We start from the raw sequence: 25,647 nt of genomic DNA on the forward strand, positions 1-25,647 counted from the left end.
CCCGGCCGCGCCGGTGGAGACCGGCCGGGCCGTGCGGGCGGCAGGGGTTATGCCGCCAGCGCTTCGAGCTGGTCGGACAGCGCCAGCCAGCGCTCTTCGAGTTGCGCGATCTCGTCGTTGAGCGCCTTCAGCCGCTTGCCGGCGTCGGCGATCTCGGCGGGCGGCAGCGGTTCGGCCAGCCGGGCTTCGAGCGTGCTGCGCTCGGTGCTGGCTGCCGCCATGCGCTCGTCGATCTTGGCGATCTCCTTCTTCAGCGGCTTGGCCTGTTCGCTGCGCTGCTGGCGCTCCTGGGCGTCCTGCTTGCGCTGCTCGGGGGTGTTGCTGCTCTTCACTGGCGCTGCCGCTGCGGCGGCCGCAGCGGCCGCCGCCACGGCGTCCGCTTCGCGCACGGCCACCTTGGCCTCTTCGCGCAGGCGCTTGGATTCGTCGAGCAGGTAGCGCTGGTAGTCGTCCAGGTCGCCGTCGAAGTCGGTGACGACACCGCGGCCCACGAGCCAGAACTCGTCGCACACCGAGCGCAGCAGCGCACGGTCGTGGCTCACCAGCATCAGCGTGCCTTCGAACTCGTTGAGCGCCACGGCCAGGGCTTCGCGGGTGGCCAGGTCCAGGTGGTTGGTGGGCTCGTCCAGCAGCAGCAGGTTGGGGCGCTGCCAGACCATCATCGCGAGCACGAGGCGGGCCTTTTCGCCGCCGCTCATGGTGCCCACGGGCTGCTTGACCATGTCGCCGCTGAAGTTGAAGCTGCCCAGGAAGCCGCGCAGGGCCTGCTCGCCGGTGGCTTCCTTGGCATTGCTGCCGAGTTCGCGCGCCATGCGCACCATGTGCTCCAGCGGGTTGTCCTGCGGGCGCAGCACGTCGAGTTCCTGCTGCGCGAAGTAGCCGATGTTCAGGCCCTTGCCTTCGGTGACCTGGCCGGCCAGCGCGCCCATTTCGCGCGCGATGGTCTTCACCAGCGTCGACTTGCCCTGGCCGTTGGCGCCCAGGATGCCGATGCGCTGGCCCGCCAGCACCGAGCGGCTCACGCCGCGCAGGATGGTCTTGGGCGCTTCGCCTTCAACCTCGTAGCCGAAGCTGGCGTTGTCGATCGAGAGCATCGGGTTCGGGATGTTGCCCGGCTCCTTGAACTCGAAGGTGAAGTCGGCCTCGGCCAGCAGCGGCGCCACTTTTTCCATGCGCTCCAGCGCCTTGACGCGGCTTTGCGCCTGCTTGGCCTTGCTGGCCTTGGCCTTGAAGCGGTCGATGAACTTCTGCAGGTGGGCGATCTTGTCCTGCTGCTTGCTGAAGGCCACCTGCTGCTGCTCCATCTGCAGCGCGCGCATGTCCTCGAACTTGCTGTAGTTGCCGCCGTAGCGCGTGAGCTGGGCGTTGGCGATGTGCAGCGTGACGTCGGTCACGGCGTCGAGAAACTCGCGGTCGTGGCTGATGACGATCATGGTGCCGGCGTACTTCTGCAGCCAGGCCTCGAGCCAGACGAGCGCGTCCAGGTCCAGGTGGTTGGTCGGTTCGTCGAGCAGCAGCAGGTCGCTCGGGCACATCAGCGCGCGGGCCAGCTGCAGGCGCATGCGCCAGCCGCCCGAGAAGCTGTTGACGGGCTCGTCGAGCTCGTGCGACTTGAAGCCCAGGCCCAGCACCAGCGCCTGCGCGCGCGGCACGGCGTCGTGCTCGCCGGCATCGGCCAGGTCGGTGTAGGCGTGGGCCAGTTCCATGCCGATGTCGGCGTCGTCGGGGTTCTCGGCGTAGGCGGCCTCGATGGCCGCCAGCGTGGCGCGCAGCTCGGTCAGGCGGGTGTCGCCGCCGACCACGAAGTCGGTGGCCGACTCCTCGGTCTCGGGCATGTCCTGCGCCACCTGGGCCATGCGCCACTGCTTGGGAATGTAGAAATCGCCGCCGTCTTCGTGCAGCGTGCCGTTGAACAGCGCGAACAGCGACGACTTGCCGGCGCCGTTGCGTCCCACCAGGCCGACCTTTTCGCCGGGGTTGAGATTGACGGTGGCGCCGTCGAGCAGTTTCTTGGCGCTGCGGCGAAGAATGACGTTTTTGAGAGTAATCATGAAATAGGAACCGTAGGGGGGATTATCCCGTCCGACCTTCAGCGAGCCGGCGCGAAGGGGCAAAGGCGGACATCACCCGATGAAAGGGGGCGCAGCCACGAGGCTGCATGCAAGGCGAAGAAGGGGGCTTGGGCGGGCGCCGCTAACGCGCGCCGGCGCCGGCCAGCAGCGCCGTCCGGGTGACCAGCAACACCTGGTCTTCGCCGGCCGAGGTTTCGAGCCAGACCACCTCGAGCTGCGGAAACGCCGCCTCGAAGTAGTCGCGCTCGTTGCCGATCTCCAGCACCAGCACGGCCTGTTCGCTCATGCGGGCGGGCGCGTCGGTGAACAGTTGGCGCACGAAATCCATGCCGTCGGTGCCGCCGGCCAGCGCCAGTTCGGGCTCGGCGCGGTATTCGGCGGGCAGCGCAGCCATGCTGGCGCTGTTCACGTAGGGCGGGTTGCACAGCACGAGGTCGTACGTGCCGGGCACGTTCTTCAGGCCGTCCGATTCGATCAAGGTGACGCGGGCGTCGAGCGCGTGGCGCGTGACGTTGATGGCGGCCACTTCGAGCGCTTCGGTCGACAGGTCAGCCGCGTCCACCGTCACATCCGGGTAGGTGAGCGCCGCGAGCACCGCGAGGCTGCCGTTGCCGGTGCACAGGTCGAGCACGCGCTGCGTGTGTTCGCCCAGCCAGTAGTCGATGCTGCCGTCGGCGATGAGCTCGGCAATGAAGCTGCGTGGCACGATGGCGCGCTCGTCCACGTAGAAGGGCACGCCTTGCAGCCACGCCTCTTTCGTGAGGTAGGCGGCGGGCTTGCGCGTGGCAATGCGCTCGTCGATGAGGGCCACCACCTTGGCGGCGTCGGCTGGCGACACGGGGGTGTCGGCCACGGCGTCGATGTCGTCCAGCGGCTGCTTCAGGCGCCACAGCACGAGCCACGCGGCTTCGTCGAAGGCGTTGGCGGTGCCATGGCCGAAGGCCACGCCGGCGTCGGTCAGGCGCTGGGCACCGGCTTCGATCAGTTCGATGACGGTGCTCATTGAGCGAGCGCCGCGTCGAGCCCGCGCAACGTGCGCAGGTAGATGTTCTTCAGCGTCTCGATCTCGGCCACCTCGATGTGCTCGTCGATCTTGTGGATGCTGGCGTTCACCGGGCCGCACTCGACGACCTGCTTGCAGATCTTGGCGATGAAGCGCGCGTCGCTGGTGCCGCCGCTGGTCGACAGCTCGGTGTCCAGGCCGGTCTCTTCGCGGATCGCCGCCTGTACGGCCGTGACGAGTTCGCCGGGCGTGGTCAGGAAGGGCAGGCCGCCGACGGTCCAGGCCAGCGTGCAGTCGACGCCGTGCGTGTCGAGCACGGCGTGCACGCGTTGCTGCAGCGATTCGGGCGTGGACTCGGTCGAGAAGCGGAAGTTGAAGTCGATCACCGCGCTGCCCGGAATCACGTTGCTCGCGCCGGTGCCCGCGTGGAAGTTGCTGATCTGCCAGCTGGTGGGCTGGAAGTAGGGGTTGCTTTGCGCGTCCCAGCCGCCGGCGGCGTTGATCGCCACGAGCTCGGCCAGCGCGGGCGCCACCGCGTGCACCGGGTTCTTCGCCAGGTGCGGGTAGGCGATGTGGCCCTGCACGCCGTTCACCGTGAGCTTGCCGCTCATGGTGCCGCGGCGGCCGTTCTTGATCATGTCGCCGCAGCGCGCCACCGAGGTGGGCTCGCCGACGATGCAGTAGTCGATGGTTTCACCGCGTGCGGCCAGCGCGTTGCAGACGATCACGGTGCCGTCGACGCCCGGGCCTTCCTCGTCGCTGGTCAGCAGCAGCGCCAGCGTGAGCGCCGGGTCGGGCTCTCCCTGCAGGAATTCTTCGATGGAGGTCACGAAGGCCGCGACCGAGGTCTTCATGTCGCAGGCGCCGCGGCCGTAGAGCTTGCCGTCGCGGTGCGTGGGCGTGAACGGGTGGCTGCTCCACTGGTCGAGCGGGCCGGTGGGCACCACGTCGGTGTGGCCGGCGAAGACCAGCGTCTTCGTGGCCTTGCCGTTGGCGGGGCGGCGCACGGCCCAGAGGTTGGTGACCCGGAAATCGGCCGGGCCGCTCTCGATGGTTTCCAGCGTGAAGCCCAGCGCAGCGAGGCGTTCGCCCAGGATCTGTTGGCAACCCGCGTCGTCGGGGGTGACGGAAGGGCGCGAGATCAGTTGTTCGGCGAGCTGGAGCGTACGGGACATCGAGGGAGCGGGGATTAAGGGGCGGTCAGAACTTCACGTCGAGCGTGATGTCGGTGAAGGTGGGTTCGTCGAGCTGGTCGGTCAGGTCGCGATCCTCGGCCTGCTTCTTGGGCGCGTCGCGGTTCTGCAGGCGCCACATCAGGTTCGTGGGCGAGTCGGCGTTGGCCAGGCCTTCTTCGCGGGTCACGCGCTCCTCGGTGATGAGGCGCGCGATGTCTTCCTCGAAGGTCTGCGAGCCTTCGGCCATCGACTGCTCCATGGCTTCCTTGACGCCGGAGAAGTCGCCCTTTTCGATCAGGTCGGCCACCAGTGCGGTGTTCAGCATCACTTCGAGCGCGGGCACACGCCCGCCGGCCGGCGTGCGCAGCAGGCGCTGCGACACCACGGCGCGCAGCGCCGAGCCCAGGTCGCCCAGCAGGGTGGGGCGCACCTCGACCGGGAAGAAGCTCAGGATGCGGTTCAGCGCGCGGTAGCTGTTGTTGGCGTGCAGCGTGGCCACGCACAGGTGGCCCGACTGCGCGTAGGCGATGGCGGCCGTCATGGTGTCGCGGTCGCGGATTTCGCCGATCTGGATCACGTCGGGCGCCTGGCGCAGTGCGTTCTTCAGGGCCACCTGCAGCGAGGTGGTGTCGCTGCCCACGTCGCGCTGGTTCACCAGCGATTTCTTGTTGGTGTAGGTGAACTCGATCGGCTCTTCGACCGTGAGGATGTGGCCGCTGGCGTGCTCGTTGCGGTAGTCGAGCATCGAGGCCAGCGTGGTCGTCTTGCCCGCGCCGGTGGCGCCCACCATCAGGATCAGCCCGCGCTTTTCCATGATGAGCGACTTCAGGATGTCGGGCAGATTCAGGTCGTCGAAGCTGGGGATGACCGAGGCGATGTGCCGCACCACCACGGCGTAGCTGCCGCGCTGGCGCATGGCGCTGATGCGGTAGTTGCCGGCGCCTTCGAGGGCGACGGCCATGTTGAGTTCGCCCGTGTTTTCCAGTTCCTGGATGCGGGCTTCGGGCACCACTTCCGACAGCAGCGCCAGCGGCGCGGTCGGCGGCAGCACCTGCGCGTTGATGGGCAGGCAGTTGCCGTTGATGCGGATCATCACCGGGGAGTGGGCCGAGAGGTAGATGTCGGAGGCCTTGCGCTCGGCCATCAAACGAAGAATCCGTTCCATCATGTTCATCGGTCTCTCTCCTCGGTGCTGTTTTTTCTCAGGGAAGAAGCGAACCGGCCGCGCGCGTTGAAGCAGGCGGCCGGTGGTGGGTGCGTTTTCAGTCGCGCAGCAGGTCGTTCAGGCTGGTCTTGGAACGCGTCTGCGCGTCGACCGTCTTCACGATGACTGCAGCGTAGGTGCTGTAGTCCTGGCCCGACTTGGTCTTCTTGGGCAGGCTGCCGCTGATGACCACGCTGCCGGCGGGCACGCGGCCGTACGAGATTTCGCCGGTGTCGCGGTTGAAGATCGGGGTGCTCTGGCCCAGGTACACGCCCATGCCCAGCACCGAGTTCTCTTCGACGATCACGCCTTCGACGACTTCGGAGCGCGCGCCGATGAAGCAGTTGTCTTCGATGATGGTCGGGTTGGCTTGCAGCGGCTCGAGCACGCCGCCCAGGCCCACGCCGCCCGACAGGTGCACGTTGGCACCGACCTGCGCGCACGAACCGACGGTGGCCCAGGTGTCGACCATGGAGCCTTCGCCCACGTAGGCGCCGATGTTCACGTACGAAGGCATCAGGATCGCGCCCTTGGCGATGAAGCTGCCGCGGCGGGCCACGGCCGGCGGCACGATGCGCACGCCCGATTCCTTCAGCTCGGCGGCCGACAGGTGCGAGAACTTGGTCGGCACCTTGTCGTAGAAGCCCAGCGAGCCGGCCTGGATCTGCTCGTTGTCCTTCAGGCGGAACGACAGCAGCACGGCCTTCTTGATCCACTGGTGCACGGTCCACTGGCCCACGCCCTGGCGGGTGGCCACGCGCAGCTTGCCGTTGTTCAGCTCGGTGATCACGTGCTCGACGGCGTCGCGCACTTCGGCGGGGGCGGCGTTGATCGAGATGTTGGCGCGGTCTTCCCACGCGGCGTCGATGATTTGTTGCAGTTGCTGTGTCATGGAGAGAGTCTCGGGTGAAAAAGGGGCAGGGAAGCGGGGCGACAGGGGGTCAGCGGCGGCCGTCTTTGACGAACCGGACGATGCGCTGGGCGGCCTCGACGCACTCGGCCGTTTCGGCCACCAGCGCCATGCGGATGCGACCGCGGCCCGGGTTGGCGCTGTGGTCGGTGTCGCGCGCCAGATAGCTCCCCGGCAGAACCGTGACATTGTATTGAGCGTAGAGCGCGCGGGCGAAGGCTTCGTCGTCGCCAGCCCACACTTCGGGCACGCCGGCCCAGAGGTAGAAGCTGGCGTCGGGCAGGCGCACGTCGAGCACGGGTTCGAGCAGCGGCGTGACGGCGGCGAACTTGGCGCGGTACTGGGCGCGGTTGTCGACCACATGCGACTCGTCGCCCCAGGCCGCGATGCTGGCGGCGGCCACGGCGCCGCTCATGGCGCTGCCGTGGTAGGTGCGGTAGAGCAAAAAGCCCTTGATGAGGGCCGCGTCGCCGGCCACGAAGCCGCTGCGCAGGCCGGGCACGTTGCTGCGCTTGGACAGCGAGGTGAGCGCGATCAGGTTCTTGAAGTCGGGGCGGCCGAGCTTCATCGAGGCTTCGAGGCCGCTCAGCGGCGGCTCGTCGCGGAAGTAGATCTCGCTGTAGCACTCGTCGGCGGCGATCATGAAGCCGTGGCGGTCGGACAGCGCGAAGAGCTTCTTCCACTCGTCCAGAGACATCACGGCGCCCGTGGGATTGCCCGGCGAGCAGACGAACACGAGCTGGGTGCGGGCCCAGACGGCCTCGGGCACGCTGTCCCAGTCGACCGCGAAGTTGCGCGCGGGCACGCTGGGCACGTAGTACGGCTCGGCGCCCGAGAGCAGGGCCGCGCCCTCGTAGATTTGATAGAACGGGTTGGGCGACATCACCACCGGCTTGGTGCCGCCGCTGGCGTCGACCACGGTCTGGGCGAGCGAGAACAGCGCCTCGCGCGAGCCGTTGACCGGCAGCACCTGGGTGGCCGGGTCGAGCGAGAGACTGTAGCGGCGATGCAGCCAGTCGGTGAAGGCGGTGCGCAGTTTCAGCTCGCCGGCGGTGGCCGGGTAGGCGGCAAGGGCGCCGAGGCCGGCGCTCAGGGCGTCCTTGATGAAGGCCGGCGTGGCGTGCTTGGGCTCGCCGATGCCCAGGCTGATGGGGGCGAATTCGGGGGCGGGCGTGACGCCAGCGAACAGTTGCTTCAGCCGCTCGAACGGGTACGGCTGCAATTTGGCAAGCAAGGGATTCATGCCCCGGATTATCGGCGACGGGGCGGGCGGCCCGCACGCCCCGCGCCCCTTGGCCCGCTCAGCAAAGCGGGCGGTTGAACTGGCCGATCATGTTGGCGAAATTCTGGTTGTAGCGGTTGGCCGCATCGACGATGGCCGAGCGGCCCATGCGGGCCATCGCACCGGTTTCCTTGCGCTTGAACACGCCGTCCTTGGCGTCCTTGATCACCGAGCGCGACTGGCCGATGAACTCGTTGATCTGCAGCATGCCGCCGCTGCAGCTCTTGCCGTTCTGGGTCGACTGCTCGCTGGTTTTCTTGCTCCAGCCTGCGGCCGAGTCGGCCACCAGCGCCAGCGAGGCCTCGAAGGCGGCCAGCGCCTGCGGGTCGTTGGGCGCGGCGAACAGCACCATGGCGTCGGCGTGGTTGAGCTTGCCGTGGTAGATCAGGCCGGCGCGGTAGTAGGCGGCGGTGTCCTTGGGCGCCTTCTCGAAGGCTTCCCTGGTGAGCGCCCGGTCGCGGGCGCTCAGGCCCTTGTCGAAGGCCGCTTCGGCCTGCGCGACGGTGGTGAGCGCGGCCAGGTAGTCGGCGCTCATCTGGCGTGCCTTGTCGCCGTTGTCGGCGAGGTAGCCCTTGGAATTGGCGTAGTCGTTCAGCTCGCGGCTCAGCGGCGACAGCACCTTGAGCGCGGCCGAGAAGGCCTTGGCCGATTCGTCGATCTCGGGCAGCGGCGCGGCGATGGCGGCGGCGGCATCGAGCTTCTTGGCCGAGCGGTCGACCAGGATGTCGTTCTGGATGCGCAGGCTGGTGAGCGGCGCCTTGGCCTGCAGCAGCGGCACCTGGCCGGTCACGTAGCTTTCGCGGGCTTCCTGGAACGAGGTGCGCAGGTTGTTCGAGACGTCGACGTAGAGGTTGTACTTCTCGACGAGTTGCTGCTGGTCGTTGCCGGCCTGGGCGGCGGGCTTGGCTTCGGCGGAAGCGGGTGGGGCGGTCTTGTCCGCCTTGTCGCCGCAGCCCGCGACGAGCGCCGAGACGGCGACGAGGGTGGCACCCAGCAGGGCTTGGTAGTTCTTCATTCTTTCATTTCCTCCGTTGAAAAAACAGCACGGGCAGGCCGCGGGATGGCGGCTTGCCGGAAAAACATCGTGGGAAGGAGCGCCGCTGCCTGAGGACAGCGGTCGAGGGAGCGGGATGGTCAGACGGCGGTGGCCGCGCTGCGTCGGTAGAAGGCGAGCGAGCCCGCCAGCGCCAGCAGCATGCCGCCGCAGGCGCGGTCGATCCAGCGCGTGGCCGACACCGTGAGCAGCCGGATCGCACGGGCGCCGACGAAGGCGTAGGCCAGCATCACCGCCATGTCCAGCCCCGCGAAGATCAGCGCAATGATCAGGTACTGTGGCGCCTGCGCGGCAGTCGGGTCGATGAACTGCGGCAGCAGCGCCGAACAGAAGATGTAGCCCTTGGGGTTGGTCACCGCCACGAGGAACGACTTGAAGAAGATGCGCCGGCTTTCGACCGCCGTGACGGTGGCCGCGGCGTCCGCGCTCGGCAGCTGGAAGCCGCCCTGGGAGCGCAGCATGCGCAGCCCGAGCCAGGCCAGGTAGACCGCGCCGACCCACTTGAGCATCGAGAACCAGAACTCCGAGGCCGCGAGCAGTGCGCCCAGGCCGAGCGCCACGGCGCCGACCAGCACGAAGTCGGACAGCACCGCGCCGAGCATGCCCGGCAGCGCCCGGCGCACGCCGTGGCGCGAGCCGTTGCTCAGGGCCAGCAGCACCGTGGGGCCGGGCGTGGCGATGGCGGCGAAGGCCACGATGGCGAACAGCAGGGCGGTGGCGAGCGTCATCGGGGCGTCTTTCTTCGGATGGGTTTCTTCTTCAGATCTTCTTGACCAGCACCTGGCTCTTGCGGTCCCAGTTGTACTTGCGCTTGCGTGCCTCGGGCAGCCAGTCGGGGTTGACCTGCTGGAAGCCGCGCTTGAGGAACCAGTGCATCGTGACCGTGGTGAGCACGAAGATGCTCTCCAGGCCCATGGCCTTGGCGCGGTGCTCGATGCGCTTGAGGATGCGTTCGCCGTCGCCCTGCGACTGCGACTGCGGCGACACCGTCAGCGCGGCCATCTCGGCGGTTTTCGCCTCGGGGTACGGGTACAGCGCCGCGCAGCCGAAGATCACGCCGTCGTGCTCGATGACCGTGTAGTGGCCCACGTCGCGCTCGATCTCGGTGCGGTCGCGCTTGACCAGCGTGCCGTCGCGCTCGAAGGGCTCGATCAGCTGCAGGATGCCGCCGATGTCGTCCACCGTGGCTTCGCGCAGGCTCTCGAGCTTCTCGTCGATCACCATGGTGCCGACGCCGTCGTGCACGTAGATCTCGAGCAGCAGCGAGCCGTCGAGCGCGAACGGCAGGATGTGGTTGCGCTCCACGCCGCCCTTGCAGGCTTTCACGCAGTGCTGCAGGTAGAAGGCGGTGTCGGTCGGCTTCTGCGCGGGCGGCAGCGAGGCCAGCAGCTTCTCGGCGGCGGCCAGCGGCAGTTCGGTGTCGATCGGGTTGTCCTCGCTCTCGGGCAGCTCGCTGTCCACGCGGATGCCCGGCACTTCGGTCAGGAAGATCAGCTTGTCGGCCTGGATCGAGATGGCCACGCTGGTCGCCACTTCTTCCATCGTCAGGTTGAAGGCCTCGCCGGTCGGCGAGAAGCCGAAGGGCGACATGAGCACCATCGCGCCGAAGTCGAGCGTGCGGCGGATGCCGGCCGCGTCCACCTTGCGCACCAGGCCCGAATGCTTGAAGTCCACGCCATCGACCACGCCCACGGGGCGCGCGGTGATGAAGTTGCCCGAGATCACGCGCACCGTCGAGCCGGCCATGGGCGTGTTGGGCAGGCCCTGGCTGAAGGCGGCCTCGATCTCGTAGCGCAGCTGGCCCGCGGCCTCCTGCGCCGAGTCGAGCGCCACGGCGTCGGTGATGCGGATGCCGTGCGAGTACTTCGCCTCGTGGCCCTTGGCCGCCAACTGCTCGTTGACCTGCGGTCGGAAGCCGTGCACCAGCACGATCTTGACGCCCATGCTCTGGATCAGGGCCAGGTCTTGCGCGATGTTCTGCAGCTTGCCCGCCGCGATGGCCTCGCCCGCCAGCGCGACCACGAAGGTCTTGCCGCGGTGCGTGTGGATGTAGGGCGCGACCGAGCGGAACCAGGGCACGAAGGTGAAATTGAAGACGGTGGACATGGGGCGTGATTGTGCATTCTTGGCAAGGTTTTGGTGCAGCGCGTCATGCCAGGGCGCGCAGCAGCCGGCCGGCCCCGGCCGCGGCGGGCGTGCCGCGGGCCTTGAAGGCCTCGAGCTGGTCGGCGTAGGCGTCCAGCGGCTCCACCGCCGCCTCGGCGGCACCCGCCGGCGCGGCCGGCGCCAGCGGCAGGCCGAGCAGTCCGGCGAGCTCGTCCGGTGCGATCGAACCGTGCGCCATCAGCGCATCGACCACCGCCATGAAGGCGGTGGCGTGCGCTTCGAGCAGGCCCAGCGCGCGGGTGTGTTCGCGTGCCAGGATGGCCTCGATCTCGCGGTTGGTGGCGGCCACGTCGGTGTTGAGGTTGTCGTTCGAATCGGTCGTCACGTCGGTGCGGCTCCAGCGCGTGCCGAAGCCCAGGTGGCGCACATGGCGCGCCGCCGTCGCGGTCGCCTGCATCAGGTCGCGCTCGGCGCCGGTGGTGCAGCCCGATTCGCCGAACACCAGCCGCTCGGCCGCGCGGCCGGCCAGGCTCACGCACACGCTGTCCAGCAGGTTGCGCTTGGACCAAGCCTTGCGCTTCACGTAGCTGTTGTAGCCGCCCTCGAACGAGGCCACGTTGATGCGGATCTCCTGCGGCGCGCGGCCGAAGAGCAGGGCGTACACCAGGCCGTGGCCGGCCTCGTGCACCGCGAGCAGCGCACGGAAGTCGGCGTTGGCGCGCTGCTTGAGCCGGTTCAGCTCCAGCGCCACCGGGAACTCGCGCCGCGCCAGCCGGAAGCGCGCGACCAGGCGCGGGCCGCCGGGCGTGACCTCGCCGGGGTCGAGCATCAGCCACACGGGCTCGCTGCCGTGCGCGCCCTGTTCGAGCGCCCACAGCGCGGCATTGACCAGCGTCGCGCTCAGGATCGCGTGGATCGACGAGAACAGCGGGCGCGTGCCCTGCGCCGGGAACACGGCGTTGGCGTAGATCTGCTCGTACACGCTCGCGTCGAGCACGAAGCGCACGCCCGAGCTTTCCTGGATCTCGCTCACGTAGCGGTCGCAGATCGACAGGATCAGGCGCACGTAGGTGGCGCGGCTGAACGAGGGGTAGATCACGTGGTTGTTGCCCAGCCGCGCGACCTGTTCGGGCTTGAAGCGTTCGGCCAGCGCCTTCTTCACGTCGATGAGCGAGAGCTTCTTCGTCAGCGCGTGGAAGATGTCGGCGTCGGTGTCGCAGTCTTCCACCCGCTTGGCGGTCTCGGCGTACATCTCGTCGAGGTTGCCCGAGACGAAGACCAGCAGCTTGGAGTAGTCGGTTTCCCAGTTGTCCTGCGAGGCGCGGAAGGCGCGCAGCCGCGCCTGGATCTCGTCGGGCTTCCAGGTCATGATTTCGAGCAGCGACTCGCGCAGCTTCAGGCAGCGCTTGAACTCCTGCGCCTCCCAGGGCGAGAGCTGCAGGCGGCGCTTGCGCTTGGTCTTGCCGGCCTTGGCACCGTCCTCTTCGTCTTCCTCGTCGTCATCATCGGTGCGGCGGTCCTGGTCGTACTCGGCCCAGGCCAGCGACGACTCGATCTCGCTGAGCACCGACAGCGACGGCGGCAGGCGGCCGTCCGACAGCAGCGCCCACACGTCCTGGTAGCGCTCCACGCGCGCTTCCTTGCCGCTGGCGTCCACGGTGCGAAAGCGCTGGAACTCGTCGAGCACGAGGATGCCGGGCGCGCCCTCGGCGATGCCCGACTCGGCCAGCATGGCCGAGATCGAGCCGGCGGTGCGGTGGCCCGAGCCGTGGCTGAAGCCGTCCATCTGCACTTCGATGAAGCGGTCGTAGAAGCCCAGGTGCTGCGCCAGGCGCCGCACGAGTTGCGTCTTGCCGGTGCCGGTCAGGCCCCACAGGCAGATGACGACCGGGCGGCTGATGAGCTGCGGCAGCACGTACCAGGCGCGCAGCGAATCGATCACGCGATCGATGATCTCGTCGATGCCGAACAGCTCGGCCTTCAGCGAATGGGCAATGGCCTGCAGGTGGCGCGTGCGCTCGGCCAGCGTGGTGTGCAGGTCACGGGAAATGTCTGGATGCGACATGAGGTTCTTTTTTCTTCGAATGATTCGGGACACGGAAACAGGAATGCGGCCGCTTCTCCACGCGAGATGCGGGGAGGGCGGTGGTGCAGGCGCTGTGCGGGTCAGGCTGGCGCGCTTCGACCGAAGTGAAGCGCGAGCGGTGGGCGTTCAGTTCCGCGAAGGAAGCTGAAGCCGGCGCGCGGGCTTCGTCAGGCCGGGCGGGTCGCCTTGACCCCGCCGCGTGCAAGGACGCGGCTTGCGCAGCGGATGCGCATCGAAAGGGGGGCAAGGAAGGAGGTCATGGCCGCGATCGTAGCGGCGGCATGCGGTAGAGTAAAGAGTCTTTACGAAATTTTCTGCGCCACCTGCTGCATGCGGCCTCGCTGTGGACGCCATGCAACAGCACCGGGGCCCCGCGATAATTGGCGGTTTGCCCGCCTGCCGCCGCGCGCAACGACCGACGACTGCCTTGCCTTGACGACCCTCACACCTCCCGCCCCCCTGCGCATCGAGTTTCCCGAATCGCTCCCGGTCTCCGGCCGGCGCGAGGAGATCATGGCCGCCATCGCGGCGCACCAGGTCGTGATCGTCTGCGGCGAAACGGGCTCGGGCAAGACCACGCAGCTGCCGAAGATCGCGCTGGCGCTCGGGCGCGGCAAGCTCAACGCCGAGCCCGGCAAGGGCCGCCTCATTGGCCACACGCAGCCGCGGCGCATCGCCGCCAGCTCGGTCGCCAAGCGCATCGCCGAAGAGCTGAAGACGCCGCTGGGCGACGTGGTCGGCTTCAAGGTGCGCTTCCAGGACCGCCTGAGCCGCGACGCGTCGGTGAAGCTGATGACCGACGGCATCCTGCTGGCCGAGACGCAGACCGACCCGCTGCTCAAGGCCTACGACACGCTCATCATCGACGAGGCCCACGAGCGCTCGCTGAACATCGACTTCCTCTTGGGCTACCTGCGCGAGATCCTTCCGCGCCGGCCCGACCTGAAGGTGATCGTCACCTCGGCCACCATCGATGCCGACCGCTTCGCCCAGCACTTCGCTTCGGCCAAAGGGCCGGCGCCGACGATCATGGTGTCGGGCCGCACCTTCCCGGTCGAGCAGCGCTACCGGCCGTTCGAGGAATCGCGCGAGCACGACCTGAACGACGCCATCGCCGACGCGGTCGACGAGCTTTGGCGCGACCCGCACAACGCGGGCGACATCCTGATCTTCCTGCCCGGCGAGCGCGAAATCCGCGAGGCGGCCGACCACCTGCGCCGCCACGTCAGCCACCAGCCGCTGTTCCGCAATGCCGAGGTGCTGCCGCTGTTCGCCCGGCTCTCGGGCCCCGAGCAGGACCGCATCTTCGAAAGCCACCACGGCCGGCGCATCGTGCTGGCCACCAACGTGGCCGAGACCTCGCTCACCGTGCCGGGCATCCGCTACGTGATCGACACCGGCACGGCGCGCGTCAAGCGCTACAGCTTCCGCAGCAAGGTCGAGCAGCTGCTGGTCGAGCCGATCAGCCAGGCCGCGGCCAACCAGCGCGCGGGCCGATGCGGGCGCGTGGCGAACGGCATCTGCATCCGCCTGTACGACGAGAAGGACTTTGCGGGCCGCCCGCGCTTCACCGATCCGGAAATCTTGCGGTCGTCGCTCGCGGGCGTGATCCTGCGCATGAAGTCGCTGCGGCTGGGCGATGTGGCGCGCTTCCCGTTCCTCGAAGCGCCGTCGCCGCGCGCGATTGCCGACGGCTACCAGCTGCTGAATGAACTCGGCGCGGTCGACGACGCCAACGAACTCACGGCCACCGGCGCCGAGCTGGCCAAGCTGCCGCTCGATCCGCGCGTGGGCCGCATGATTCTGGAAGCCCGCACGCGCGGCGCGCTGGAAGAAGTGCTCATCATCGCCTCCGCGCTCAGCGTGCAGGACGTGCGCGACCGCCCGATGGACGCGCAGCAGCAGGCCGACCAGGCGCACTCGAAGTTCGACGACGAAAAAAGCGAGTTCAGCGGCTACCTGCGGCTGTGGAAGTGGATCGCCGACGCGCGCGGCGGCCACGGTGACACGCACAAGCTCAGCAACCGCCAGTACGAGCAGTTGCTGCGCCAGAACTTCATCAACATCCGCCGCGTGCGCGAATGGCGCGACATCCATTCGCAGCTGCTCACGGTGGTCACCGAGCACAAGTGGCGCATCAACGCCACGCCGGCCGGCTACGAGCCACTGCACCTGTCGATGCTCGCGGGCCTGCTGGGCAACGTGGGCTGGAAGCTCGAGGACGACGAGGCCTACCTCGGCGCGCGCGGCATCAAGTTCTACAAGCACCCCGGCGCGCACCTGAAGAAGAAGCCCGGCCGCTGGATCGTCGCGGCCGAACTGGTCGAGACCACGCGCCTGTTCGGGCGCGGCATCGCCAACATCGAACCGCAGTGGCTCGAACAGGTGGCGGAGCATCTGCTGAAGAAGCAGCTGCTCGATCCGCACTGGGAGAAGAAGGGCGCGCAGGTCTCGGCGCTGGAGCGCGCGACGCTGTACGGCCTCGTGGTCTACAGCGGGCGGCGCGTCGATTTCACCAAGGTCGATCCGGTCTCGGCGCGCGAGATCTTCATCCGCGAAGCGTTGGTCGGTGGCCAGTGGGAAAGCAAGTTCCCGTTCCTCACCGCCAATCGCAAGCTGGCGCGCGAGGTCGAAGGCCTGGAGCACAAGGCGCGCCGGCAGGACGTGCTGGTCGACGACGAACTGATCTTCGCCTTCTACGACGCGCAGCTGCCGGCCGACGTGGCCAGCGGCATCACCTTCGAGAACTGGTACCGCCACGCCTCGAAGGACCAGCCGCGCCTGCTGTACCTCACGCGCGACGAGCTGATGCGCCACCAGGCGGCCGGCATCACGACGCAGTCGTTCCCACCCACGCTGCGCCTGGGCGGCGTCGATTGCGCCGCGAGCTACCTGCACGAGCCGGGCGATGCGAAAGACGGCCTCACGGTCAGCGTGCCGCTGTTCGTGCTCAACCAGGTGAACGAAGAGCGCTGCGAGTGGCTGGTGACCGGCATGCTCAAGGACAAGATCCAGGCGCTGCTCAAGAGCCTGCCGCAGCGCCCGCGCTCGCGGCTGGTGCCGCTGCCCGAGTCGGCCACCAAGCTGGCCGAGGAGCTGTCGGTGCCCGAACTGTTCGGCACCGGCTCGCTCACCGACGTGCTGCTCAAGCGTGTGCGCGACCTGACCAGCATCGACGTGAAGCGCGCCGACTTCAAGCTCGACATGCTGGCGCCGCACCTGTTCATGAACCTGCGCATCGTCGACGAGCACGGCCGCCAGCTGGGCATGGGCCGCAACCTCGGCGCGCTGAAGGCGGAGCTGGGCGCGCAGGCGCGCGGTGCATTCCAGGCGCTCGCAGGGCTCAACGTGAAGGCGTCGCCAGCGCCCAAGGCCGGGCCTGCGAACGGGGGGCAGTCCCCGGCGAAGAGCGCCGCGCCCGAGAAGGCGGCACCCACGCTGCCCGCCGGCCAGCGCTATACGAGCTGGACCTTCGGCGAGCTGCCCGAGCTGATGGAAGTGCGGCGCGGTTCGCAGTCGCTCATCGGTTTCCCGGCGCTGCGCGACGAGGGCGATGCCGTGACCATCGAGGTGTTCGACGAGCCCGCCGTGGCGGCCGCCAAGCACCGCGCCGGCCTGCGCCGCCTGTTCGCGTTGCAGCTGAAGGACGCGCTCAAGTACCTCGAGAAGAACATCCCCGACCTGCAGAAGATGTCGGTCGCCTACATGCCGCTGGGCACGTCGGAAGAACTGCGCACGCAGATCATCGACGTGGCGATCGACCGCGCCTTCCTGCAGGAGCCGCTGCCCACCGACGAGTTCGCCTTCAAGAAGCGGCTCGAAGAGGGGCGCGGGCGGCTCACGCTGATCGCCAACGAGGTGGCGCGGCTCGCGGGCGTCATCCTCGTCGAATACGCAGCCGCCGCACGCAAGATCAAGGACACGAAGATCCAGCCCGAGGCGGTGCAGGATGCGGCGCAGCAGCTGCAGAAGCTCGTCGGCAAGCGCTTCATCGCCGACGCGCCCTGGACGCAGCTGCAGCACTTCGCGCGCTACCTCAAGGCCATCGTGCTGCGCCTGGACAAGCTGCGCGCCGACCCTGCGCGCGATACGGCCAAGCTGGCCGAGCTGAAGCCGCAGGAGCAGCGCTACTGGCGCCTCGTGGCCGAGCGCAAGGGCGTGGTGGACGAGCGCATGCTCGAATTCCGCTGGCTGCTCGAGGAACTGCGCGTGAGCTTCTTCGCGCAGGAGCTGCGCACGCCGCAGCCGGTGAGCGTGAAGCGGCTCGACAAAGCCTGGGCGCAGCTTCAGGCATGAAAAAAGCCCGCGGCGACGCGGGCTTTTTTCATGATGGCGCGGGCGCTATATGCGGCCCATGAGCACGAGGATCACCAGGATCAGCACCACGAGCCCGAGGCCGCCGCTGGGCCCGTAGCCCCAGGACCGGCTGTAACCCCAGCTCGGCAGCGCGCCGATCAGCAGCAGGATCAGGACGATCAGCAGAATGAACGAGAGGGACATGTTTTTTCTCCTGGGACGTTGTTGTCACGAGCCTCCATGCTCATCGTCCCGGGGCGCTGCGAGCGCCGGAGAGCCGCCCCTGACGCGGTCAGGGCTGTCCTACCGTGGGCGTCGGCGCTTTACCGGTGCGCCTGCCAGCAGGAAGTGCATGGCCACGCCCACCGCCAGGAAGATGGCGCCCAGCCCGCCGACGATGGCGGCACCGCCCCACAGGTCGAAGAAGCCGTCGAGCCGGGCGTCCTGCGGGTTCGCGGGGTTGAAGAACACGCCCACGATCTCGCCCTTGTCGTAGGCCGGCGGGTTGCTGCTGCTCGACGGCGAGAACTCGACGATCGCGCCCGAGGGCAGCGTGAAGCGCACCAGCGGGCGCCACGTCGGCGAATTGCTGCGGCTCGAACTTCCCGCGGACTGCAACGCGATCACCTCGCCCTGCGCCTTGCCGGCCGATGCGATGAACTTCGTGGTGTTCTGGTAGAGCAGCCAGCCGCCGAGGAGCATGAGCGCGCCGACGAGCGTGAAGATGCGCGTGATGAGGCGGGTGGGGTTCATTCGGGCGGCTTTCAGCTGCGCATCCACTCGACCGACAAGGTGCCCACCGCGGCCAGCACGAGGCTCGACACCAGGAAGGCCACGGCCCCCAGCGTGGCCAGCAGGGCCCGTCGCCAGGGGCGCGTGCGGAAGAAATAGACCGGGATGCCCAGCAGTGGAAACACCCCCGCGAGCAGCGCCGAGCGACCGGGCGCGGGCACGCCGCGCACGAGGCCGTCGGCCCGGCACCACGTGTAGCACAGCGCCGAGATGAGGAACACATGCGCCACGTCCAGCGCGGTGTAGTCCTTGCCGCGCAGCGGCGGCAGGAACGCGTCGGCGATGCCCACCACGAGGAACGAGAGGGCCAGGGCCAGCAGGATCCAGCGCGGCCGGTTCATCGTCATCGCGGTGCCTGGATAGCGGCCGCCGGCGTCAGAGCTTCGCGAGGCGGTCGAGCGCGGCGAGCAGCGTCTCGTCCTTCTTGGCGAAGCAGAAGCGCACCACGCGCTGGTCGAAGCCGTCGCCGTAGAAGGCCGACAGCGGGATCGCCGCGACGCCGATCTCGCGCGTGAGCCAGAGGCAGAAGTCGGCCTCCGACAGGTCGCTCACGGCCGAGATGTCCACGCACTGGAAGTAGCTGCCTTCGCTGCGCAGCAGCTTGAAGCGGGTCTTCTCGGCCAGGCCGGCCGCGAACAGGTCGCGCTTGCGCTGGTAGAAGGCCGGCAGCTCCAGGTAGGGCTCGGGCCGCGCCATGTACTGCGCCAGCGCGTGCTGCATCGGCGTGTTCACGGTGAACACGTTGAACTGGTGCACCTTGCGGAACTCGGCCATCAGCGGCGCGGGCGCGGCCACGAAGCCGACCTTCCAGCCGGTGACGTGGTAGGTCTTGCCGAAGCTGCTGACGATGAAGCTGCGCGCCGCCAGGCCGGGGAAGCGCGCCACGCTTTCATGGCGTGCATCGTCGAACACCATGTGCTCGTAGACCTCGTCGCTGATCACGAACACGTCGGTGGGCGCAAGCAGCTCTTCGAGCTGGCGCATCTCGGCCTCGGTCCAGACCGTGGCGCTCGGGTTGTGCGGCGTGTTGATGATGATCGCGCGCGTCTTCGGCGTGAGCGCGGCGGCGATCTTGTCGAAGTCGGGGCGGAAGGTGCCGGGCACGAGCGGCACGCGCACGACCTTGCCACCGGCCAGGTCGATGTTGGGCACGTAGCTGTCGTAGCAGGGCTCCAGCACGATCACTTCGTCGCCGGGGCGCACGATGGCCAGGATGGCGGTGATGATCGCCTGCGTGGCGCCGGCCGTGACCGTGATCTCGGTCGCGGCGCTGTAGCTGCGGCCGTAGAGCGCTTCGATCTTGGCGGCGATGGCGTCGCGCAGCGACGGGATGCCCGGCATCGGCGGGTACTGGTTGTGGCCGGCCGCCATGGCGGCGGTCACGTCTTCGAGCAGCTTCGGATCGCAGTGGAAATCGGGGAAGCCCTGGCCGAGATTCACGGCGTTCTTCTCGGCCGCGAGCGTGGACATCACGGTGAAGATGGTGGTGCCGACAGCCGGCAGCTTGGTGGTGATCTCGGGCGTGCGGGGAGAAGACGAAGGGGTGGCGGTGCTCATGGTCGGTCGTCGCGGGGAAAAAAGCGAAAGGTCAGAGTTCGTAGTCTTGTTGATGGCCACTCAGGGCCTTCGCGATCAGGTTGCGGTCGAGGCGGTCGGAGAGCAGCTCGGCGAACTTGAAGACGAAGTTGCGCAGGTAGGCGCTGCGCTTGAAGGCGACGCGCGCGATGTTCTGGCCGAACACATGGCCCATCGGGCGCACCACGAGGTCGGCATTCGACTCGTCGCGCACGGCCATCTCGGCCACGATGCCCACGCCCAGGCCCAGGCGCACGTAGGTCTTGATCACGTCGGAGTCGATGGCTTCGAGCGCGATGCGCGGCGTGAGCTTCTTCTGCGCGAAGGCGTGGTCGATGCGCGTGCGACCGGTGAACGACGGGTGGTACGTGATGATCGGCTCGCTCGCGAGGTCTTCGAGCGAGACGCGCTCCTTGGCCGCCAGCGGGTGGTCCTTGGGCAGCACCAGCACGTGCTGCCATTCGTAGCAGGGCAGCGTGACCAGCTCGGCGTAGCCGTCGAGCGATTCGGTGGCGATGCCGATCTCGGCGATCTCGTCGATCACCATGCGCGCCACCTGGTCGGGAGAGCCCTGGTGCAGGCTCACGTTGACCTTCGGGTAGGCCTCGCGCAGGTTGGCCACGGGCACCGGCAGCACATAGCGCGCCTGCGTGTGGGTGGTGGCGATGGAAAGGGTGCCGCTGTCCTGCGCGCTGAACTGTTCGCCGATGCGCTTGAGGTTGCCCACCTCGCGCATGATGAGTTCGATGCTGGCGATGACGTGCTGGCCGGGTTCGGTGATGCGCTTCAGGCGCTTGCCGTGGCGGGCGAAGATCTCGACGCCGAGCTCTTCCTCGAGTTCGATGATCGCCTTGGAGACGCCGGGCTGCGAGGTGTGGAGCGCCTTGGCCGCCTCGGTGAGGTTCAGGTTGCGCCGCACGGCTTCCTGAACAAACTTGAACTGGTGCAGATTCATATCAAATTCCGTCTGATTGCGGAATTCATTATGCCTTTGAAGTCTATAAAAATGACCGGGACTTCAGGATTTGATGGCAATCCGGGCCAGCAAAGCGACCAGTTCGGGCGATTCGCCCACGATCGGGGCCAGCGAGAAGTCCACGTCGGGCCAGCGCAGGCGCAGGGCGTCGAGCTGCAGCGGCAGGTCTTCGCGGGCGTGCTTGCCCATGCCCAGGAACAGCGGCACCACATGCACCGCGGTGGCGCCGTCGGCAATCAGCGCAGCGGCGGCCGTGGGCAGGTCGGGGGCGGCCAGTTCCATGTAGGCGCAGCTGACGCGCACCGTGGGGTCGTCTTCGCGCATGCGGGCGGCGACCGCCTCGATGGGCTCGCGCCAGCGCGCGTCGCGCGAGCCGTGCGCGAGCAGCACCGTGCCCGGCACCTGCGTGGTCATCGCCTCAGGACCAGCCAGCTGAAGGCTGTGAGAGACAGCACCGAATAGATCAGCCCCGGCGCCGCCGCCGTGAGCCAGGGCGACCAGTTGCTGAGGTTGCCGAGGTAGCCGAACACGTTGTTCAGCAGGAAGAAGCTGATGCCGATCATCACGCCGCCGAACACGTAGGTCGTGATGCCGGCCTGGCGGAAGTGCAGGTAGGCGAAGGGCAGGGCGAGCACCACCATCACCAGGCACGACAGCGGGTAGAACACCTTGCGCCAGAACTCGATCTCGTAGCGCTGCGCGGTCTGGCCGTTGGCGTTCAGGTGCCGGATGTAGTCGAACAGGTCGATGGTGCTCATGCGGTCGGGCCGCAGCAGTGCAACCGACACCATTTCGGCGGTGAGTGAGGTGGGCCAGTCCATCTTCTCGACATGGGTGGTCGTGACGCGGGCCTTGTCGGCGCTGCGGGTTTCGTAGTCCTGCTGCTCGACCTCGGAGAGCACCCACTTCTCGTCGAGGATGCGGGCCGACTTGGCCATGAGCTGCTTGCTCACGTAGCCGTTGCCGTCGAACTCGAAGATGCGCGTGTTCTGCAGCGAGCCGTCGCGCGAAATCGACAGCACGTTGACCGCATACGAGGTGTCGCCGCGCTTTTCCTTCAGCCAGGCGCCGGTGTTGCCTACCAGCGAGTAGGTGCCTTGGTAGCGCGACTTGAGCAGCTGGCCGGTGCGTCCCGACAGCGGCGCGATGTAGTCGCCGATGGCAAAGGTGAGCACCACGAAGCCCAGCCCCAGCAGCAGCAGCAGCGTGCGCAGCGCACGCCACGGGCCCAGGCCGCTGGTGCGCAGGATGGTGTATTCGGAGCTTTGCGCCAGCCGCGCCATCACGAAGATGCAACCGATCAGCACCGTGATCGGCAGCAGTTCGTACAGGTGGCTGGGCACCAGCAGCAGCACGTAGATCAGCGCCTGCACCGGGCCGTAGGCCAGGCTTTCGGGCTTGCCCACGGACTGCAGCTCGTCGACGAAGTCGAAGAAGAAGAACAGGCTCAGAAAGCCGAGCGTCACGAAGGCCACGGCCTTCAGTGCCTCGACGTAGATCAGTCGGCGGATGGTTTTCACGAGGTCGGGTCGATCCGGGAAGGCGGTACGGCCGGCAGGGCGCCGGCCGTGGCGGCGCTGGCGCGGGCCTGTCGGCGGGCCGACCAGTTGTTGTTGCGCAGCGTGAGCCAAGCCGTGGCGAAGAGGAAGACGCCGCCGTGCAGCAGCAGCATGAAGGAGCCCATGCCGTAGCGGCCCGAGCTGATCCAGCTCTGGCCCAGGTTCAGCAGGTTGTAGTAGACGACGAAGGCGAACAGCGCGAACACCAGGTTGCCGCTGCGTCCCACGCGCGGGTTGACGCTGGACACCGTCAGTGCCAGCAGCACGAAGTTGATGGCGGCCAGCAGCATGCCGAAGCGCCAGCCCAGCTCGCCCAGGCTGGCATCGCTGCGGTCGCGCAGCAGCGAGAGCGTGGAGCGCGCGCGCGTGGGCGTGCTGTCGCCGGTGGCGTTCGAGCTGCCGCCGGCGCGCGTGCCATAGGTCTTGAACTCGCTGATCTTCAGGCCCGATTCGGTGAACAGCGGGCGCTCCAGGCGCTGGCCGTTGCTCAGCAGCAGGAAGCGGTGGTTGTCGATGTCCTCGATGCGGCCGCTGCGCGCCGACGTGGTGATCTGCAGCCCGCGCTCGACCGCCCAGATGAACACGTTGGTGGCGGTGGCGCCGTCGGGCGTGTCCTTGTCGATGAAGAACACGCGCAGCCGGCCCGAGGACTCGCGGAACTCACCCGGCGTGACGCGCTCGATGTCGCTGCGCTGCTCGTACTGCTGGCGCATGCCGATGGTCTGCGAGTTGGCCCAGGGCCAGCCCACCAGCGCCATGGCTGCGATGAGCAGCAGCACAGGCCAGGCGAAGCGGAACAGCGGCTGGACGAAATCGGCCAGGCCGCGCCCGCTGGAGAACCAGATCACCATCTCGCTGTCGCGGTACATGCGCGAGAGCGTGCCGACGATGGCGATGAACAGGCTCAGGCTCAGGATGGTCGGCATGTAGCCGAGCACCGTGTACGCCATCACGAGGAAGACCTCCTGCGGGTTCACGCTGCCCTTGGACGCCAGCCCGAGCGTACGGATGAGCATCATGGTCATCACGATGGTGACCAGGACGACGAGGGTCGCTCCGAAGCTGCGCGACAGCTCCTTGCGTAGGGAAGAATGGAATAACATCGTTCGAGGAAAAAAAGGATTATGGACTTTCAACTCAAGACCCTCACCGTCGCCCAGGCCGCCGCCGAGAAATCCGACCTCCTCATCGTGCTCGTCGGCAGCGCTCTCCCCACCGCCAAAGACCCCGTTTCCGTGCTCGCCGCCAGCGCCCGCAAGGCCGGCGACCTGCCTGACAAGGCCGGCAAGCTGCTCGCGCTGTACCGCCCCGAGACCGTGGTGCCCTCGCGCGTGCTGCTGGCCGCCATCGGCGACGGCAAGGCCGCCTCGGTGCGCAGCGCCGTGAGCGCGGCGGTGGCCGCCGCCAAGGCCAACGGCCCCAAGCGCGTCGTGATCGTCTTCGCGCAGCCGGCCGACGCCGCCGCGGTGGCCGCCGCCGTCACGGCCGCGGCCGATGCCAGCTATGTCTACACCACGACCAAGTCGAAGGCCGAGCCGCGCAGCATTCGCCACCTGACGCTGGGCGTGGCCGAGGCCGCCAGCCCCGCCGTCACCAAGGCCTTCGACGACGCCCGCGCCACGGTCGCCGGCATCGAGCTGGCCAAGGAGTGGGGCAACCGTCCCGCCAACCACGCCACGCCCACGCTGCTGGCCGAAGCCGCCAAGGGGCTGGCGAAGCTGCCGCGCATCAAGTGCGAAGTGCTGGGCCCGAAGGAAGTCGACAAGCTCGGCATGGGTGCATTCGCCGCCGTGGCCCAGGGCTCGGCCGAACCATTGCGCTTCATCGTGCTGCGCTACCAGGGCGGCGCCAAGGACGAGGCCCCGGTGGTGCTCGTGGGCAAGGGCATCACCTTCGACACCGGCGGCGTCTCGCTCAAGCCCGCGGCCGAGATGGACGAGATGAAGTTCGACATGTGCGGCGCCGCCAGCGTGCTCGGCACCTTCCGCGCGCTGGGCGCGATCCAGCCGGCGATCAACGTGGTCGGCCTGATCCCCTCGTGCGAGAACATGAACGACGGCAAGGCCGTCAAGCCCGGCGACGTGGTCACCAGCATGAGCGGGCAGACCATCGAGATCCTGAACACCGACGCCGAAGGCCGGCTCATCCTGTGCGACGCGCTCACGTACGCCAAGCGCTTCGACCCGGCCGCCGTGATCGACATCGCGACGCTCACAGGCGCCTGCGTGGTGGCTCTGGGCGGCGTGCGCAGCGGCCTGTTCGCCAGCGACGAGTCGCTGGCCTCCGCGCTCGAATCGGCCGGCGAGGCCTCGCAGGACCGCTGCTGGCGCCTGCCGCTGGACGACGACTACGCCGAAGGCCTCAAGAGCAACTTCGCCGACGTGGCCAACATCGCCGGGCGTGCCGGCGGCGCGATCACCGCGGCCAAGTTCCTGCAGCGCTTCACGGCCGACTACGCCTGGGCGCACCTGGACATCGCAGGCACGGCCTGGAAGAGCGGGGCGGCCAAGGGCTCGACCGGCCGGCCCGTCGGCCTGCTGGTGTCGTACCTGACGAACCGCGCGGGCAGCAGCAACGCCGCTGCCGCCGCGCCGAAGGCCGGCAAGGCTGCCAAGCCTGTGAAGAAGGCTGCGTCGCCCAAGGCCCCGGCCAAGCCGGCCCGAAAGGCCCGGTCCGCGCAGTGACCGACATCGGCTTTCACTACAACGCGCCCGACAAGCTCACCTACGCTTGCCGGCTGGTTCGCAAGGCCGTGAACACACGCGGCCTGCGCGTGGTGGTGGTGGGCGATGCGCGCGCGCTCGACACGGTCGATGCCGCGCTCTGGCAGCTGTCGCCGGTCGACTTCGTCGCGCACTGCCGCGCCGATGCGCCGGCCCATGTGGTGGCGCGTTCGCCCGTCATCCTGTGCGCCGAAGGCGGGGACGCGGCCTCGCTGCCGCACCGCGAGATGCTGGTCAACCTCGGCCTCGAGGTGCCGGCCGGCTTCGAGCGCTTCGAACGCATGATCGACATCGTGAGCGACGAGGCCAACGACCGGCAGATCGGCCGCACGCGCTGGCGCCACTACGCCGACCGGGGCTACACGATCCAGCCGCACGATTTCGCAAGGAGCGCTTCCTGATGGCCAGCACGCTGCGCACGCCGCCCCGGTTCGTCCCGACGCTGACGACCGTGCTCGAGATCCCGGCCGAGCCCGTGCCGGTCGCCGAGACGGTGCGACCCACGGGTGCACCGGTGTCGCAGCCCCCGCCGCCGGACCCCGCGAGCGCCGTGGCGTTGCCGCCTTCTGTGTCGCTCACGCCGGCCGAAATCGTCAGCCTCGAAGAGCAATTGCTGCACCGCGTGCTGCAGCGTGTCGACCTGTCGCTGGAGGAGCGATTGAGCGACGCCGTGTCAGCTGCCGTTCAGCATCAGCTCGACGAAATGGTGCCGCGTCTGCGCGGCGAAATCGAGGCCGTGCTGCGCGCGCTCGTCATCGAATCCATGGCCGCTGAACTCTGTGAAAACACAGGGGAAAACACAGGGTCTACGCCAACTTCCGGCGCATAAATCCT

General features: G+C 68.2%; 22 protein-coding genes. 4 read left to right on the forward strand and 18 right to left on the reverse strand.

Annotated features, from left to right (window positions below):
- Positions 1 to 47: 47 nt before the first annotated feature.
- The 10 genes from FFI97_RS05830 to FFI97_RS05875 all read right to left on the reverse strand — a co-directional run bounded on the left by FFI97_RS05830 (position 48) and on the right by FFI97_RS05875 (position 12,871).
- Complete coding sequence (locus tag FFI97_RS05830; protein ID WP_139701661.1) at positions 48 to 2,051, reverse strand: ABC-F family ATP-binding cassette domain-containing protein; 2,004 nt, start codon at positions 2,049 to 2,051, stop codon at positions 48 to 50.
- 142 nt (positions 2,052 to 2,193) lie between these two features.
- Positions 2,194 to 3,075 carry a 50S ribosomal protein L3 N(5)-glutamine methyltransferase gene (gene prmB / locus FFI97_RS05835; RefSeq protein ID WP_139701660.1) on the reverse strand — a complete coding sequence of 294 codons (882 nt, stop codon included), beginning with the start codon at positions 3,073 to 3,075 and terminating at the stop codon, positions 2,194 to 2,196.
- The gene (gene dapE / locus FFI97_RS05840) at positions 3,072 to 4,250 is read right to left on the reverse strand and encodes a succinyl-diaminopimelate desuccinylase (RefSeq protein ID WP_139701659.1); all 1,179 of its coding nucleotides are present in this window, start codon (positions 4,248 to 4,250) and stop codon (positions 3,072 to 3,074) included. The genes prmB and dapE overlap by 4 nt, the downstream gene beginning before the upstream one ends.
- A 25-nt stretch (positions 4,251 to 4,275) precedes the next feature.
- On the reverse strand, positions 4,276 to 5,424 hold the full coding sequence (locus FFI97_RS05845) for a PilT/PilU family type 4a pilus ATPase (protein ID WP_062470184.1): 1,149 nt from the start codon (positions 5,422 to 5,424) through the stop codon (positions 4,276 to 4,278).
- A gap of 88 nt (positions 5,425 to 5,512) precedes the next feature.
- Positions 5,513 to 6,346, reverse strand: a complete 834-nt coding sequence (dapD, locus tag FFI97_RS05850) for a 2,3,4,5-tetrahydropyridine-2,6-dicarboxylate N-succinyltransferase (protein WP_062470187.1) — start codon at positions 6,344 to 6,346, stop codon at positions 5,513 to 5,515.
- Between the two features lie 49 nt (positions 6,347 to 6,395).
- Positions 6,396 to 7,607 (reverse strand): succinyldiaminopimelate transaminase, encoded by a 1,212-nt coding sequence (dapC, locus tag FFI97_RS05855; RefSeq protein WP_139701658.1) that lies wholly within the window; start codon positions 7,605 to 7,607, stop codon positions 6,396 to 6,398.
- A gap of 58 nt (positions 7,608 to 7,665) precedes the next feature.
- Positions 7,666 to 8,661 carry a DUF3829 domain-containing protein gene (locus FFI97_RS05860; RefSeq protein WP_139701657.1) on the reverse strand — a complete coding sequence of 332 codons (996 nt, stop codon included), beginning with the start codon at positions 8,659 to 8,661 and terminating at the stop codon, positions 7,666 to 7,668.
- Between the two features lie 119 nt (positions 8,662 to 8,780).
- Positions 8,781 to 9,428 (reverse strand): LysE family translocator, encoded by a 648-nt coding sequence (locus FFI97_RS05865; RefSeq protein WP_062470196.1) that lies wholly within the window; start codon positions 9,426 to 9,428, stop codon positions 8,781 to 8,783.
- Positions 9,429 to 9,459: 31 nt separating this feature from the next.
- On the reverse strand, positions 9,460 to 10,806 hold the full coding sequence (gene argA / locus FFI97_RS05870; protein ID WP_062470199.1) for an amino-acid N-acetyltransferase: 1,347 nt from the start codon (positions 10,804 to 10,806) through the stop codon (positions 9,460 to 9,462).
- 43 nt (positions 10,807 to 10,849) lie between these two features.
- Positions 10,850 to 12,871, reverse strand: a complete 2,022-nt coding sequence (locus tag FFI97_RS05875) for an AAA family ATPase (protein WP_139701656.1) — start codon at positions 12,869 to 12,871, stop codon at positions 10,850 to 10,852.
- A 351-nt stretch (positions 12,872 to 13,222) separates the two neighbouring features.
- Between FFI97_RS05875 and hrpA the strand changes: the two genes are divergently transcribed.
- Positions 13,223 to 17,188, forward strand: a complete 3,966-nt coding sequence (hrpA, locus tag FFI97_RS05880) for an ATP-dependent RNA helicase HrpA (protein ID WP_409574615.1) — start codon at positions 13,223 to 13,225, stop codon at positions 17,186 to 17,188.
- Positions 17,189 to 17,233: 45 nt separating this feature from the next.
- Here hrpA and FFI97_RS05885 read toward each other — a convergent pair whose 3' ends face one another.
- From FFI97_RS05885 to lptF, 8 genes are all read right to left on the reverse strand, one after another.
- Positions 17,234 to 17,392, reverse strand: coding sequence for a DUF3309 family protein (locus FFI97_RS05885; RefSeq protein ID WP_070060790.1), 159 nt, complete (start codon positions 17,390 to 17,392; stop codon positions 17,234 to 17,236).
- Between the two features lie 99 nt (positions 17,393 to 17,491).
- Positions 17,492 to 17,941 carry a DUF3592 domain-containing protein gene (locus FFI97_RS05890; protein WP_139701654.1) on the reverse strand — a complete coding sequence of 150 codons (450 nt, stop codon included), beginning with the start codon at positions 17,939 to 17,941 and terminating at the stop codon, positions 17,492 to 17,494.
- Between the two features lie 11 nt (positions 17,942 to 17,952).
- On the reverse strand, positions 17,953 to 18,327 hold the full coding sequence (locus tag FFI97_RS05895; protein WP_139701653.1) for a rard protein: 375 nt from the start codon (positions 18,325 to 18,327) through the stop codon (positions 17,953 to 17,955).
- A gap of 28 nt (positions 18,328 to 18,355) precedes the next feature.
- Complete coding sequence (locus FFI97_RS05900) at positions 18,356 to 19,537, reverse strand: pyridoxal phosphate-dependent aminotransferase (RefSeq protein WP_139701652.1); 1,182 nt, start codon at positions 19,535 to 19,537, stop codon at positions 18,356 to 18,358.
- Between the two features lie 31 nt (positions 19,538 to 19,568).
- Positions 19,569 to 20,510: a CysB family HTH-type transcriptional regulator gene (locus tag FFI97_RS05905; RefSeq protein WP_062470216.1), complete on the reverse strand. Its 942-nt coding sequence runs from the start codon at positions 20,508 to 20,510 to the stop codon at positions 19,569 to 19,571.
- Between the two features lie 63 nt (positions 20,511 to 20,573).
- Complete coding sequence (locus FFI97_RS05910) at positions 20,574 to 20,945, reverse strand: sirohydrochlorin chelatase (RefSeq protein ID WP_095745412.1); 372 nt, start codon at positions 20,943 to 20,945, stop codon at positions 20,574 to 20,576.
- Positions 20,942 to 22,051 (reverse strand): LPS export ABC transporter permease LptG, encoded by a 1,110-nt coding sequence (gene lptG, locus FFI97_RS05915; protein ID WP_139701651.1) that lies wholly within the window; start codon positions 22,049 to 22,051, stop codon positions 20,942 to 20,944. Before lptG ends, FFI97_RS05910 begins: the two co-directional genes overlap by 4 nt.
- On the reverse strand, positions 22,048 to 23,193 hold the full coding sequence (gene lptF, locus FFI97_RS05920; RefSeq protein WP_062470224.1) for an LPS export ABC transporter permease LptF: 1,146 nt from the start codon (positions 23,191 to 23,193) through the stop codon (positions 22,048 to 22,050). Before lptF ends, lptG begins: the two co-directional genes overlap by 4 nt.
- A 21-nt stretch (positions 23,194 to 23,214) precedes the next feature.
- Between lptF and FFI97_RS05925 the strand changes: the two genes are divergently transcribed.
- The 3 genes from FFI97_RS05925 to FFI97_RS05935 are packed head-to-tail and all read left to right on the forward strand — an operon-like array spanning position 23,215 to position 25,642.
- Positions 23,215 to 24,774 (forward strand): leucyl aminopeptidase, encoded by a 1,560-nt coding sequence (locus tag FFI97_RS05925; RefSeq protein WP_144004377.1) that lies wholly within the window; start codon positions 23,215 to 23,217, stop codon positions 24,772 to 24,774.
- Complete coding sequence (locus tag FFI97_RS05930; protein ID WP_139701650.1) at positions 24,771 to 25,214, forward strand: DNA polymerase III subunit chi; 444 nt, start codon at positions 24,771 to 24,773, stop codon at positions 25,212 to 25,214. The genes FFI97_RS05925 and FFI97_RS05930 overlap by 4 nt, the downstream gene beginning before the upstream one ends.
- A complete protein-coding gene (locus tag FFI97_RS05935) occupies positions 25,214 to 25,642 on the forward strand; it encodes a hypothetical protein (RefSeq protein ID WP_139701649.1) in 429 nt (142 codons plus the stop codon). Before FFI97_RS05930 ends, FFI97_RS05935 begins: the two co-directional genes overlap by 1 nt.
- Positions 25,643 to 25,647: the final 5 nt, after the last annotated feature.

Source organism: Variovorax sp. KBS0712 (genome assembly GCF_006323185.2).
GTDB classification, from domain to species: domain Bacteria; phylum Pseudomonadota; class Gammaproteobacteria; order Burkholderiales; family Burkholderiaceae_C; genus Variovorax; species Variovorax boronicumulans.

Coding starts and splice junctions, on each gene's coding strand:
- FFI97_RS05830 (WP_139701661.1), bottom strand. CDS start 2,051: ATGATTACTCTCAAAAACGTCATTCTTCGCCGCAGCGCCAAGAAACTG.
- prmB (WP_139701660.1), bottom strand. CDS start 3,075: ATGAGCACCGTCATCGAACTGATCGAAGCCGGTGCCCAGCGCCTGACC.
- dapE (WP_139701659.1), bottom strand. CDS start 4,250: ATGTCCCGTACGCTCCAGCTCGCCGAACAACTGATCTCGCGCCCTTCC.
- FFI97_RS05845 (WP_062470184.1), bottom strand. CDS start 5,424: ATGAACATGATGGAACGGATTCTTCGTTTGATGGCCGAGCGCAAGGCC.
- dapD (WP_062470187.1), bottom strand. CDS start 6,346: ATGACACAGCAACTGCAACAAATCATCGACGCCGCGTGGGAAGACCGC.
- dapC (WP_139701658.1), bottom strand. CDS start 7,607: ATGAATCCCTTGCTTGCCAAATTGCAGCCGTACCCGTTCGAGCGGCTG.
- FFI97_RS05860 (WP_139701657.1), bottom strand. CDS start 8,661: ATGAAGAACTACCAAGCCCTGCTGGGTGCCACCCTCGTCGCCGTCTCG.
- FFI97_RS05865 (WP_062470196.1), bottom strand. CDS start 9,428: ATGACGCTCGCCACCGCCCTGCTGTTCGCCATCGTGGCCTTCGCCGCC.
- argA (WP_062470199.1), bottom strand. CDS start 10,806: ATGTCCACCGTCTTCAATTTCACCTTCGTGCCCTGGTTCCGCTCGGTC.
- FFI97_RS05875 (WP_139701656.1), bottom strand. CDS start 12,871: ATGTCGCATCCAGACATTTCCCGTGACCTGCACACCACGCTGGCCGAG.
- hrpA (WP_409574615.1), top strand. CDS start 13,223: ATGCGGCCTCGCTGTGGACGCCATGCAACAGCACCGGGGCCCCGCGAT.
- FFI97_RS05885 (WP_070060790.1), bottom strand. CDS start 17,392: ATGTCCCTCTCGTTCATTCTGCTGATCGTCCTGATCCTGCTGCTGATC.
- FFI97_RS05890 (WP_139701654.1), bottom strand. CDS start 17,941: ATGAACCCCACCCGCCTCATCACGCGCATCTTCACGCTCGTCGGCGCG.
- FFI97_RS05895 (WP_139701653.1), bottom strand. CDS start 18,327: ATGACGATGAACCGGCCGCGCTGGATCCTGCTGGCCCTGGCCCTCTCG.
- FFI97_RS05900 (WP_139701652.1), bottom strand. CDS start 19,537: ATGAGCACCGCCACCCCTTCGTCTTCTCCCCGCACGCCCGAGATCACC.
- FFI97_RS05905 (WP_062470216.1), bottom strand. CDS start 20,510: ATGAATCTGCACCAGTTCAAGTTTGTTCAGGAAGCCGTGCGGCGCAAC.
- FFI97_RS05910 (WP_095745412.1), bottom strand. CDS start 20,945: ATGACCACGCAGGTGCCGGGCACGGTGCTGCTCGCGCACGGCTCGCGC.
- lptF (WP_062470224.1), bottom strand. CDS start 23,193: ATGTTATTCCATTCTTCCCTACGCAAGGAGCTGTCGCGCAGCTTCGGA.
- FFI97_RS05925 (WP_144004377.1), top strand. CDS start 23,215: ATGGACTTTCAACTCAAGACCCTCACCGTCGCCCAGGCCGCCGCCGAG.
- FFI97_RS05935 (WP_139701649.1), top strand. CDS start 25,214: ATGGCCAGCACGCTGCGCACGCCGCCCCGGTTCGTCCCGACGCTGACG.